The organism is Pedobacter roseus (assembly GCF_014395225.1).
In the GTDB taxonomy this organism is placed as follows: Bacteria; Bacteroidota; Bacteroidia; order Sphingobacteriales; family Sphingobacteriaceae; genus Pedobacter; species Pedobacter roseus.
Genome location: NZ_CP060723.1, coordinates 2,301,200 through 2,314,038, shown reverse-complemented (window position 1 = coordinate 2,314,038; position 12,839 = coordinate 2,301,200). Strand labels below are relative to the sequence as shown.

Annotated in this window: 13 protein-coding genes; 10 read left to right on the top strand and 3 right to left on the bottom strand. The window is 36.9% G+C overall.

What is annotated here, in order from left to right; translation table 11 throughout:
* The first annotated feature begins 3 nt into the window (after positions 1–3).
* From ribD to H9L23_RS09680, 4 genes are all read left to right on the top strand, one after another.
* Positions 4–1,059, top strand: a complete 1,056-nt coding sequence (ribD, locus tag H9L23_RS09695) for a bifunctional diaminohydroxyphosphoribosylaminopyrimidine deaminase/5-amino-6-(5-phosphoribosylamino)uracil reductase RibD (RefSeq protein WP_187594765.1) — start codon at positions 4–6, stop codon at positions 1,057–1,059.
* Positions 1,056–1,922 (top strand): DMT family transporter, encoded by an 867-nt coding sequence (locus H9L23_RS09690; protein WP_187594764.1) that lies wholly within the window; start codon positions 1,056–1,058, stop codon positions 1,920–1,922. The genes ribD and H9L23_RS09690 overlap by 4 nt, the downstream gene beginning before the upstream one ends.
* Entirely contained in the window at positions 1,909–2,523 is a 615-nt protein-coding gene (locus H9L23_RS09685) for an IMPACT family protein (RefSeq protein WP_187594763.1), read from the top strand. Before H9L23_RS09690 ends, H9L23_RS09685 begins: the two co-directional genes overlap by 14 nt.
* A 156-nt stretch (positions 2,524–2,679) precedes the next feature.
* Positions 2,680–3,540: a nucleoside phosphorylase gene (locus H9L23_RS09680; RefSeq protein WP_187594762.1), complete on the top strand. Its 861-nt coding sequence runs from the start codon at positions 2,680–2,682 to the stop codon at positions 3,538–3,540.
* Positions 3,541–3,610: 70 nt separating this feature from the next.
* On the opposite strand, the gene H9L23_RS09675 is transcribed toward H9L23_RS09680, so the two are convergent.
* Positions 3,611–4,006, bottom strand: a complete 396-nt coding sequence (locus tag H9L23_RS09675; protein ID WP_187594761.1) for a DUF1398 domain-containing protein — start codon at positions 4,004–4,006, stop codon at positions 3,611–3,613.
* A 3-nt stretch (positions 4,007–4,009) separates the two neighbouring features.
* On the bottom strand, positions 4,010–5,059 hold the full coding sequence (locus H9L23_RS09670; RefSeq protein ID WP_187594760.1) for an aldose epimerase family protein: 1,050 nt from the start codon (positions 5,057–5,059) through the stop codon (positions 4,010–4,012).
* 76 nt (positions 5,060–5,135) lie between these two features.
* Between H9L23_RS09670 and H9L23_RS09665 the strand changes: the two genes are divergently transcribed.
* The 4 genes from H9L23_RS09665 to H9L23_RS09650 all read left to right on the top strand — a co-directional run bounded on the left by H9L23_RS09665 (position 5,136) and on the right by H9L23_RS09650 (position 9,238).
* Entirely contained in the window at positions 5,136–6,287 is a 1,152-nt protein-coding gene (locus H9L23_RS09665; protein WP_187594759.1) for a galactokinase, read from the top strand.
* 88 nt (positions 6,288–6,375) lie between these two features.
* Complete coding sequence (locus tag H9L23_RS09660) at positions 6,376–6,906, top strand: RNA methyltransferase (protein WP_187594758.1); 531 nt, start codon at positions 6,376–6,378, stop codon at positions 6,904–6,906.
* A gap of 140 nt (positions 6,907–7,046) precedes the next feature.
* Complete coding sequence (locus H9L23_RS09655; protein WP_187594757.1) at positions 7,047–7,709, top strand: YdeI/OmpD-associated family protein; 663 nt, start codon at positions 7,047–7,049, stop codon at positions 7,707–7,709.
* A 236-nt stretch (positions 7,710–7,945) separates the two neighbouring features.
* A complete protein-coding gene (locus H9L23_RS09650) occupies positions 7,946–9,238 on the top strand; it encodes an OmpA family protein (RefSeq protein WP_187594756.1) in 1,293 nt (430 codons plus the stop codon).
* 208 nt (positions 9,239–9,446) lie between these two features.
* Here H9L23_RS09650 and H9L23_RS09645 read toward each other — a convergent pair whose 3' ends face one another.
* Positions 9,447–10,745 (bottom strand): DEAD/DEAH box helicase, encoded by a 1,299-nt coding sequence (locus H9L23_RS09645; protein WP_187594755.1) that lies wholly within the window; start codon positions 10,743–10,745, stop codon positions 9,447–9,449.
* 327 nt (positions 10,746–11,072) lie between these two features.
* On the opposite strand from H9L23_RS09645, the gene H9L23_RS09640 reads away from it, so the two are divergent.
* A complete protein-coding gene (locus H9L23_RS09640; protein WP_187594754.1) occupies positions 11,073–11,234 on the top strand; it encodes a hypothetical protein in 162 nt (53 codons plus the stop codon).
* Between the two features lie 568 nt (positions 11,235–11,802).
* Positions 11,803–12,828 (top strand): S66 peptidase family protein, encoded by a 1,026-nt coding sequence (locus H9L23_RS09635; RefSeq protein ID WP_187594753.1) that lies wholly within the window; start codon positions 11,803–11,805, stop codon positions 12,826–12,828.
* The last annotated feature ends 11 nt before the right edge of the window (positions 12,829–12,839 follow it).

Sequence of the window (12,839 nt, the reverse complement as noted above, 5' to 3'; positions counted from 1 at the left end):
CTAATGAGCGATGAATTCTATATAAAACGCTGTTTGGAGTTAGCCATTTTAGGTATTGGAAACGTAAGCCCAAATCCCATGGTAGGCTGTGTTATTGTTTTAAACGATAAAATCATTGGTGAAGGTTATCACCAGCAATACGGAAAAGCACATGCAGAGCCCAATGCAGTTAAAGCTGTATTTGATCAATATGGCGACGAAGCTGCAAACCTACTCAAGCAAGCCACGGCTTATGTTAGTCTAGAGCCTTGTGCACATTTCGGCAAAACCCCTCCCTGCGCCGATCTTTTTGTAAAACACCAGATCAAAAAAGTGGTTATAGGTAATAGGGATCCTTTTTCAAGCGTTGATGGTAAAGGCATCGAAAAACTCAAAAATGCCGGAATTGAGGTGATAAGCGGAGTTTTAGATGATGAATGTCGATCTCTTAACAGACGATTTTTTACCAGGATACAACAGCAAAGACCTTACATCATTTTAAAATGGGCCGAAACGGCCAATGGTTATTTTGCAACAAAAGATGGTCACCAGAAGTGGATTAGTGGTGCTTTAGCCAAACGATTGGCGCACCAGTGGCGTACAGAAGAAGATGCCATTTTGATTGGCAAACAAACCGCCATTATGGATAACCCGCAGTTAACGGCAAGAGAATGGCCGGGTAAAAACCCGATTCGATTGGTCATCGATAAAAGCCTTCAGGTGCCGCTATCCAATCACATTTTTAATGCAGAAGCCAAAACCATCATTTTTAACGAAATTAAAACCGATGTAGTTGACAATATCCATTATATTCAAATGGAAGACATGCATTTTTACCTGGCACAAAAAATTGCATTTCAGCTTTATTTAATGGACATACAATCGGTAATTATCGAAGGTGGCGCAAATATCTTAAATCAGTTTTTATCCACTAACCTTTGGGATGAAGCGCGTATCTTCACCTCATCAAACAGCTGGACGGATGGTGTTCCATCACCTACCATAAACGGAAATTTGAAAGAGCAAATCCAGATTGGAAACGATAAACTCTCAATCTATATAAACGACATAAATAAATGATTTACATTATCTTAAGTATATGCTGTAGCGTTACGGTTGCCATATTATTAAAGTTGGCGAAGCGGTACCAGATCAGTATTATCCAGGCCGTTACCGTTAATTACCTTGCTGCATTAAGCTTATGTTTTCTTTTTTTCAAGCCGGATGTAAAGCTGGTTACAAACAGCGCTCCATGGCCAAACTACATTGCGCTGGCGGTATTATTACCCTCCATATTTTTATTTCTTGCCGCATCAGTTAAAAACCTTGGTATTGTTAAAACAGATATAGCACAACGTTTGTCACTGTTTATTCCCATACTGGCAGCCTATTTTATTTTTAAAGAAGATTTTAACGATTATAAAATCATTGGTTTAGCCATAGGTTTCGTCGCAATTATTTTAACTTTTCTACGCAAATCAGACCATAAAGAAGGAAAAGGAAATTTACTTTATCCAATCATGGTTTTTGTGGGCTTTGGCGTAATCGATGTCCTTTTTAAACAGATTGCCTTATACAAAGAACTACCTTACACGACCTCTCTTTTCACCGTTTTCTGCCTTTCGTTCGTTGTATCGCTGCTAATTGTGATCACTATGGTCATTTCGGGAAAAATAAAATTGCAATTGGTTAATGTTGTTTGTGGACTGATTTTGGGCTTTTTTAATTTTGGAAACATTCTTTTTTACATGAAAGCACACAAAGCACTGGCAGAAAATCCATCAACAGTTTTTGCAGCCATGAATTTAGGCGTTATCATTGTCGGAACTTTAATAGGTATAATTGCTTTTAAAGAAAAATTAAGTAAACTAAATTATGCGGGGATAGTTTTGGCTATCGCAGCTGTTATCTTTATAACCCTATCGCAAAATGCTGTTCGATGATTCCTATAAAACCATCGAAAGTGCTTCAGAAGGCATATTTCGCGATAAAGGCAGCAAATTTATTGCTTATGCCTACCCAATCTGCAATGAAGAAGAAGTAAAGCCAATCATTATGAACCTGCGTTCTGCTAATGCAAAGGCCAATCATTTTTGTTACGCATACAGGTTAACTCCTAATCGGTCTGTTTTTAGGGTAAATGATGATGGCGAGCCCTCTGGTACCGCAGGCAGGCCAATCCTAAATTGTTTATTATCAGAAGACATTACCAATATATTAATCGTAGTCGTAAGGTATTTTGGCGGCACCTTATTAGGCGTTCCAGGTTTAATTAACGCCTACAAAAACGCTAGTATAGAGGCCATTAAAGCTTCAAAAATTATAAGCAAAACGGTTAATGATGTGTATGAAGCCCATTTCGAATACCTGCAGATGAATGATGTAATGAAATTGAGCAAAGAAGAAAATTTACAGATTTTAGCGCAGGAGTTTGATACCAATTGTATCTTAAAATTTGAGGTAAGGAAGGCACAACTCAACCAGGTTTTGAGTAAATTTGATAAAATTGAAGGTGTTAAACTAAAATATCTCCACACCATTTAATATTACAGGCATTAGCTCTGCGTTGATCAGTGAAATCTGCGGGAACAAAAAAATGTATAAAGGCACTAGAACTTATTTTAATAACCACAGATAAAAGGATCAACACAGATAAATCTGTTTCCACAAGCAAGATCTGCAGGCAAAAACAAACCAAATATGAAAATATCCGAAAGCGACTTAATCATCAATCCTGATGGCAGCATATACCACTTAAATCTTCTGCCCGGAGATGTTGCCGATACCGTAATAACTGTTGGCGATCCGGACCGCGTTGGCGAAGTGAGCAAGTATTTCGATCAGATAGAATTTAAAAAAGGTAAACGGGAATTTATTACCCATACCGGTTTTATAGGTAAAAAAAGGGTAACGGTACTTTCAACTGGTATTGGTACAGATAACATTGATATCGTTTTTAATGAACTGGACGCGCTGGTAAACGTCGATTTCGAAACCCGGGAAGTAAAAAAAGAATTGACCTCTCTGAATATTATCCGTGTAGGCACATCAGGAGCTGTACAGCCGGATATACCAATGGGGACCATTTTGGCCTCTTCACATGGTTTGGGCATGGATGCATTAATGAATTATTACCTGCAGCAATTATCTGGCGATGAACAACTTTTAATGGATGACATTAAGATACATTTTGGTCATTTAAAAAATATCAACCCCTACTTAACTGCCGCCAACGAAGGCCTGTTAAATTCCATTGGTAAAGATATGGTTCATGGCATCACCATCACTGCTCCTGGTTTTTACGCTCCACAAGGCAGAATAGTAAGGGCAAAAAATGCAGTTCCCGATTTCATCGGACTTATTAATAGTTTTCAGAGCAACCAATACCGCATTACCAATTTAGAAATGGAAACAGCCGGGATTTACGCTTTAGCAAAAGTTTTGGGACATAAAGCACTTTCAGTAAATGCTATTTTGGCAAGTCGTGTAAAATTCGAATTCAGTAATGAGCCTAACAAAATTGTAGAACAGGCCATTAAAACGGTTTTAGAAAGAATTTAATTAAACCGGGCTACTCAACATAGCTCATTGTAGCATAGTAAAAAGGCCCGAAATTTCGGGCCTTCTATATTTATACTATTCGTATCTTTTCTTTTACGAGTTCATTTCCTTCTGTATTCAGATAAGTGCAGGTCATTTCTTCCAGATCGGTTACCCATTTCTCCACTCCCGCATCTGCAGCCTGTTTACAAAAAGTAATATAATCTGTTTCACCCTGTTGATGTACTTTTAAAGCGTGCTCTAACTTTCCGGCAGAAGATTCTTCATTGATAATTAGAGCTGGATATTCATCAGGACTTACCTGTTGTGCATTATCTTCATCATCAAAATAGATCGATAAACCATTGCTTACATAAACATCGTTCCGCTTAACACCCAATTCCTTAATTTCTTTTATAAACTGCGGGAAATCTGCACCAGTTTTAATTTTTGATTCTGCTGCCCGGATGTTTTCGATGGTGAACATAATTTATTTGTTTAATGAAACTTTGTAAATTGTTGTTTGCGTATACAAATCTTCTGGTTTTAATATGGTACTTGGAAATTCAGGGATGTTTATTGCATTGGGGTGATGCTGTGTTTCTACACAAAAAGCACCGTAGCTGCCGTAATCCCTTCCACCCTTACCATTTTTAACATCCAAATATTTTGAGGTATAAAGATGTGCTACCGGTTCTGTTGTATATACGCTTAAAACTAAACCACTTTCTTCTTCAATTGTTTTGGTTGCCAGCGATAAATCACCATAGATTTTATCCAGAACGTAAGTTTGGTCGTAGCCTTCTTCCTCATCCCAATCCTGCCCAATCGCTTTAGATTTTGTAAAATCCATGTGCGTACCTTCAACAGGGATTAATTTGCCCGTTACCGAATAATTACTGTCCTGCTCCAGGTAATTTGACGCAAAAATCTGCTGTTTATGGTTTTTAATATTTCCACCATTTGGTGCCAGGTTAAAGTAACCATGGTGTGTTAAATTAATTGCAGTAGCCTGATCAGTTTCTGCTTCATAACTTAAAATCAGCTCATCATTTTCAGTAAGTTCGAAAGTAAGATCAATAATCAGGTTGCCCGGGAAATTCTCTTCACCATCCACACTTTCGTATTGTAAGGTAACCGACAATTGCTGCCCTTCGCCCACTTCAACAACATCCCAAACTTTTTTATCAAAACCTTCTATACCGCCATGCAAAGTATCGGTACCTGCATTTTGTGCCAGTTGATAATCTTCCCCATCAATAGTGAAGCGGCCGTTTTTAATGCGGTTGGCATAACGCCCCACAATAGCACCCAAATATGGATAGTGGGTTAGGTAATCTGGATTAAGGTATTCGTCGAAAGTATCAAAGCCCAATACAATATCCTGCATCTCGCCTTTGGCGTTTTTAACGATGAATTTATTAATAATAGCACCATAATTAAATATTTTAACATAAGTGCCTTTACTATTGGTTAGTTCGATTGCGATAACTTCTTCGCCATCAATAATTTTTCCGGTAGGTATTTGCTGAACGCTCATAAATTGTAACTTAGGGCTTTTGTTTCCTAAACAAACATACTATTATTAATGCTTTTAATAAATATATTTTAGCCAAATGAATATTAACCTTGAGGAAAAATTTGCATCGCAATACCATAAAAAAGCCGATGCCGTATATTTTACACCCGGCCGCGTTAACCTCATTGGCGAGCATATTGATTACAACGGCGGTTTAGTAATGCCTTGTGCCATTACCCTCGGAACCTGGCTGGCCATTGCGCCCAATAACGATAACAAATTTAGGTTTAAGAGTCTGAATTTCGAGATGGAAACCACTGTTGAAAGCAATATTCTAAATGAAAAAGACGGAAACCACTGGGCCAATTACCCTATAGGTGTAATTAATGAAATGATCAAAGATGGAAAAGAGATCACCGGACTTGATTTCCTTTTTTATGGAAATATCCCCATCGGATCAGGACTTTCTTCTTCTGCATCAATTGAGATTGCTACTGCTTATGCCTTAAACAGTTATTTTAACCTGGGTTACGACCGATTGGAGCTTGTTAAGATTGCCAAACGTGTGGAGAATGATTTTATTGGTTTAAACTCTGGTATTATGGATCAGTTTGCAGTTGCTTTTGGCGAGAAAAACAAAGCGATTGTTTTAGACTGTGAGACTTTAAAATATAAAATGGTTGATGTTGACCTTGGCAATTATGTGCTGGCCATCATCAATACCAATAAACCGCGCGAACTGGCAGATTCTAAGTATAATGAACGTGTTGCCGAATGTCGAACAGCCTTAAAGTTATTGAACGAAGAGATTACACTTCACTATCTTTGCGAGCTTAATGCAGAGAAGTTTGCCCTGCACAGCCATTTAATTAGCGATGAAACCATATTAAACCGCGCTACACATGTAGTTAAAGAGAACGACCGTGTTCATCAGGCTGCCAGGGCTTTAAACAGTGGAAGCCTCGAAGAATTTGGCCGGTTAATGTATGCCTCGCATCAATCATTAAGAAGCTTATACGAAGTAAGTGGAAAAGAGCTGGATGCTGTGGTAGATTTTTGCACAGATTATGAGCATGTAATTGGTGCACGTATGACGGGTGCCGGATTTGGCGGCTGTGCCATCGCTTTATTGGAAAAAGGCTTTGAAGAAGATTTCGCCAGGCATTTAACAGATTATTATGTAGCTAAAATTGGTTACCCTGCAGCGATTTATATCAGCGAAATTGGCGGTGGACCAACCAGTTTATAAAAACACTTAACACAAGATGTATACAAGTAAATACAGATTCGACAGTATATCCAATCTGTGTAATCCTGTGAAATTATTTTAAAAAATAATGAGAAAATTAAAATTAGACGAGTTAAATCGTCCGGATATTGAAGCGTTTAAAGCACAGGAAAAATTACCTGTTGTAGTGGTTTTGGATAATGTGCGCAGTATGCACAATGTAGGTTCAATATTCCGTACTGCTGATGGCTTTGCTTTAGAAAAAGTAATTCTTTGTGGCATTACCGCACAGCCACCTCACCGAGAAATTGAAAAAACGGCTTTGGGTGCTACGCAATCTGTTGATTGGATTCACTATACAGACACTTTACAGGCAGTTGATGCACTAAGGGATTTAGGATATGAAATTATTGCCATTGAGCAGGCAGAGCATAGCACGATGCTAAATACTTTTAAACCCGACACTAATAAAAAATATGCACTGATTTTCGGAAATGAAGTTGATGGTGTGAGCGATGAAGTAATGGCAAAAATTGATGAATGTATCGAAATCCCACAATTTGGCACCAAACATTCTTTTAACATCGTAATTTCTGCCGGGATTGTATTCTGGGATTTCTTTGCTAAATTAAGGTTGTAATCATCTATTTTTTACCACAGAGAGCACGGAGAAAAAAAACAAAGCACACAGAGTCGATAGTAATAAAAATCTGAAAAATTACTCCGTGCCTCTGTGGCTAAATTTAACCGCCAAAAGCAATAAGCGATTAAACTTATAAAATGGAAAATTTGTTATTAAAAAAACTTCAGGTAAAACCAGGATATATTGTTAAGGTAGTTGATGCACCTGAACATGCAGCAGCTATTTTTGGCAATATTCCATCTGATATTGTTTTTAAATATGATCAGGAAGCCAATTTTAATGTATTAATTACCTTTACCGTAAGTAAAGATCAACTTAATCAACAGATTAAAAGCAATCTAAAAAATATTAATGCGAAAACGATTTTCTGGGTATTTTACCCAAAAAAATCCTCAAAAATAAAATCCGATCTCGACCTGATGAAGAGCTGGGAAGAACTGAATGCTTTTGGTTTAACGCCATGCGCATCAGCAGCGATTAACGAAACCTGGACTGCCCTACGCCTAAAACTCATCGACGAAGTAAAACCATCAGGGATGAGAAACGACCATATCAAAACCAATGAATATGGCGAATACATAGATCCGGTAAATAAAACCGTAAAACTTCCTGATGATTTAAAAATGCTCTTAGTAAAGCATCCGCAGGCTTTAGCCTATTTTAACCAGCTTGCTTATAGCCATCGGAAAGAGTATGTACTTTGGATACTATCTGCAAAACAAGAGAAAACCCGTTTCAGCAGAATTGAAAAAACAGTAGAGATGCTGTTAAACAACAAAAAAAATCCGTCAGATAAATAAATTTTCAACTGCTTTAAATTAATCTAAAAACTCAATCTGTATAGAATACTATACGAAAATTTCATTAACACCTAACGTTAAGTAACTTTTTTGTGAAATTAATTTAACACGCTAATCTTCTGATAACATGCTATTTGCGTAAAAAATATGGTATTTGGCAAGATTTTTTCTTAGGCCATGCAAAACAGTACGATAAAAAAACTGTTAAGAGACTAATATTTAAAAAATAGAAGAACATGAATACGAGAATTACAAAATCAACAATGTTGGTTGCATTATTAGGTTTATCATCACAATTGTTTGCCCAAGATACACCAACAACTCCTCCTACCGGTGGTCGGTTCGGAGAAAAATCTTTCCGTACCTGGAGTGTAGGTGTACACGGAGGTATCTTAAGCCAGAATACTTTTTTAGGTAAAGGAAGTGTAGATGCAAGAGAATTTAAAAGTATCGGTTACGGTGGCTTCATTAAAAAGCAAATTTTGCCAGCTTTAGGCTTACAGGCAGATTTCTTACGTGGAGATATTAAAACGGCTAATTATTTAGGCAGTAATGTTGAACAAAAGAATAGCATCCAATGGTCAGGATCATTAACTGCAGTATTAAACATTGCTAACTTTAGCTTAAATACTGAAAACGCAGTTTTAATTCCTTACGTAAAAGCAGGTGCTGGTTACATGTCATCAGATTCACAAGTAGGAACTACTGAAGTATTTAATGGCAGAGAAGGTTGGTTTATTCCAACAGGAGTTGGATTTAAATTTGGCGTAGCTAAAGGAATTAACATCGATTTAGGATACGACATTAACTTTATCAAATCATCTCCAACAGTTAAAAATGCTTACAACGAAAACAGATTCTCTTACTCTCACGTAGGTTTGGAATTTGCTTTAGGAAACAAAGAAAACTCTCAATTACAAAACTACAGTGCAGTTGCTGATTTACGCAAACAAAGTGCTGAAGAAAGTGCTGAGTTAAGAAGAGCATTATCTACTGCTGAGCAAAATGCACAACGTGATAGAGAGCAATATGCTAAAGACTTAGCTGACGATGATAACGATGGTGTAGCAAACAAATTTGACAAATGTGCAGGTACTGCAGCAGGTACAGTAGTTGATGGTTCTGGATGTCCTTTAGCAGCTCCAAAAACGATCATTAAAGAAACTACAGTAATTACTGAAGCAGACCGTAAAGTAGTTAGAGATGCTATTTCTAACTTAGAATTTGATTTAGGTAAATCAACTATCCGTTCTAAATCATTCGCTACTTTAAACCGTGTTGCTGGTTTATTGGTAGAGAAAAACTTTAGCTTAAAATTAGCTGGTCACACTGATAATACTGGTGGCAGAGAGTTAAACTTACGTTTATCTAAAGACAGAGCTGAATCAGTAAAAGCTTACTTAGTATCTCAAGGTGCAAATGCATCAAGAATCGAAGCTACAGGTTACGGACCTGACCAACCTATTGCAACTAATAAAACTGCAGCTGGTCGTCAACAAAACCGTCGTGTAGAGTTTACTTTATACTAGTCGTAAATAACGATTAAATAAAAAGCTCCTCAGATTAATTTCTAAGGAGCTTTTTTTTATGCTGTGAAACATCACGAATGATCTTATAAATAAAGAGAACAACATTTGCACATTCCCACGCCTGCGCGGGAATGTGGTATAAGGTTGATATATCGTTATAAACGATTAACTAATCAACCCTCGTTAGAAACAAGTGTTAGGGTACTATCTAAGACAATCCCTTTTTATTTTTATAGGTCATTTTGGCTTTTGTGCCGGCGCTATAATTGTAATTTTTTAAGTTACTGGCTTTCTTTTCGTGAAAGGCTGCACCACGTTCAGCGTCTTCATCTTCTTCGGTAGTTTTCTTTTTCTTCGGTTTCGCTGCTGCATCTACTACTTTTAAATCCTCTGGCAATTCCATTACCTCCAGTTTCTGTCCGATGGCCTGCTCAATTTTTTTCACTTCGATCAATTCGATATCGGTAGAGAAAGTAATCGCTACTACATCTTCATCACCATGTTTTACAATACGCTGAATTAAAGTTTCTTTCTGTTCTGGTAATTCTAAATGCAGGATAAAAGGAATCCCTTCTATATTTAAATCACCCAGGTTTTCATTCGCAACAATTAATACCCTAGCATCAGGATTATCTTTAAAGTCTTCAATATCATCATAGCCTTTATCATCAAAAAACAAGGAGCGATAGATGCTAATTTCTCCTTCTTTAACCTGATTAAAGTTTTTATATACGGTTTGTGCAGTTAACCTTGTATTGACAAAAACCACTACTTTATCAAAAACCTCTGTATCATTTAACAATAAAGTGAGTAAGTTGAGTTTGGTCCTGAAATTTGGTACCTGATACAACATTTGCTGGTAAACCTCTGCCTGCTTTTCGCCGATTTCGTCTACTTCAATCGTTGAAGCAGAATCTTTCATGAAAGGCGAAATCATGAGGTTTAATTTTTCGTGCATTACTTCTGTAAACACCACATGCTGCGATTTATAGGCACTATTGGCCAGTTCCACAACCGGCAACTGTAAACCTTTTTTTACAATCAGTTCTGCATTATCTACAATAAACAACTGAATTTTATTGGTATTTAGCGCTAGTTTTAGGTATAAAGCGCGGGCACGATCGGGTACAGCAACAATAATATCGCAACCGTCGGTGATCTCGTTCATTTGTGTATCAACAGCGCCACGGCTATCGATTCCCAAAATTCTGAAAGTGCTGTTACGGTTAAGTAATTTAAATTGCTCCAATACATGATCTACATGTTCTGCATCGGGCACTAAAATTAAAGCTCTTGGCGCTTCTTCAAAGGCATACTTTAATTTCATTAAAGTTGCTAAAACATAGGTTGTTGTTTTTCCCGAACCCTCCGGCCCCACCGCTATAACATCTTGTCCACCTAAAATACGCGACATGGTTTTGGCCTGGATTTCTTTTGGAGTTAAAAATCCTGCATCAGTCATTGCCGCTACAAGTGGTTTGCTAAGTTTTAATTTATCTAAAGACACAATTACTATTTTAATGATTGAACTGCAAATATCCTTAAAATAATTAGCTTTTCTGAAATTGAATTTAAAGCTGCTTAAAAGCACATCGAAAATTTAAAATCGTTTTTATACAAGAAGACTGATGATTTGCTCCAAAAAAATACAGCAATTATAAATTAACGCCTTATATCGTCATGAAAATAAAAAATAATCACCTGATAATGAAGAAATTATAATATTACCAAAAATATACACTACTAAATCTATAGATATTATATACTTATTTATATATTTGCTCAACATTAATCATAAAGAAAAACAATGTCGAACAATTAAAACGCTAAAATTATGTCAATCTATTTTCAATATCCCACAATAGATGAATATCAGGCCCTTACCTATCCCATAAAAACGGAAGCAGATCAGCAGGAATATTCGAAGAACGAAGATAGTTTAATTAAAGAACAGATTTTAGAACTGAGGGATTATTTGGCATTAAAGCAATTATAAAACAAGGCCAGTTGACCGATTGGAAGGTTGGGGTTTCATAAACTCTTTACAATGGTTCGAATCCATTACTAGGCCGCAAAGTGTATCTCATAGCACTTTACCTGATTCTGCTCAATCAGGTAAGATTTGGTTATCTTATATTTGTTTTGTTGTTAGCAAAGGCTATCCGCGAGGGATAGCCTTTAACTTTAATCTATAAATAACCACTTCTGTTTCCGCCACATCCTATTTTTAAATATTTAGAAGCGCAGTTTCAGTGCTTATGGTAAAGGCTTGTTCCTGCTGTACACTGCAATCTTTTTGGACAGTTTTCTAAAATAAAATATAACGGTACCAAAAAGTATTTCCGTTTCCATCAGGGCTATTTAGCAAATACAGTGATTTTTTTATAAAATCTCAAAACATTTTATTTCAAACGTGGTTATCTATATAATTCACATTATACTAATCTTTTACAGATTAATTTGTTTGGTTTAAAAAAGGGATTTATGGATATAAATCCCTTTTCTTTTATGCCAAAATTTTAAATCCTATATTCGCTCCATCAACATTTACATTCCTATTTTAGATGAACCGAAAACACTTCCTTTCTTCATTTATCGCAGCTGCAACTGTATTTCCTGCTTTTAAAACACTGGCAAATACAGTAGAAAATGAAAGTTCATCTTTTAAAATCCCACCCTATTTAAAACCCGGCGATACGATTGGAATAACCAGTCCGGCGGGATACATTACCCTGGAACAGATTCAGCCTTCGGTTTTACAAATGCAAAGCTGGGGTTTTACCATAAAAATTGGCGATACCATTGGCAAACGCGATTTTACTTATGGCGGAACGGACGAAGAAAGGTTAGCAGATTTACAGCGTATGCTTGATGATCCGAATTTAAAAGCCATTATGTGTGCCCGCGGCGGATACGGTCTGGTACGCATTATTGATCAGCTCGATTTCTCTTCCTTCAAAAAAAATCCAAAGTGGATTATCGGTTTTAGCGACATTACCGTTTTACATTGCCATTTGGCTAAAAATTATGGGATAGCCTCCATCCATTCTAAAATGTGCAACAGCTTCCCCGACGACTGGAGCAAAGCGGAGCAGATACAGATTGAAACCATACTGTCTATCAAAAACGCTTTAATTGGTGAGCCAATGGGTTACACTGCCCCAGCCAGTATTAATAACCGGCCTGGCAAAGTTGACGGCATTTTGGTTGGTGGAAACCTGAGCATCATCGAAACCTTAGCTGGAAGCAATTCTGATTTAAATACAAAAGATAAAATACTTTTTATAGAAGATACGGGCGAATACCTTTATAGTATAGACCGGATGCTGTGGAATTTAAAACGCAGCGGAAAACTAAAAAACTTAAAAGGATTAATTGTTGGTGGCTTTAAGGTTAAACCTGATGATGCCGGTGAAGAATTTGGCAAAACCATTTATGAAATCGTATTAGAAAAAGTAAAGGAATACAACTATCCTATCGCTTTTGATTTCCCCGTGGGGCACCAACGGAATAATTATGCTTTAAAATGCGGTGTAAACCATACGCTAACCGTGAAAGAAACAGGTTCAATACTACAAACAATAGCCTAATTAATAGCCTG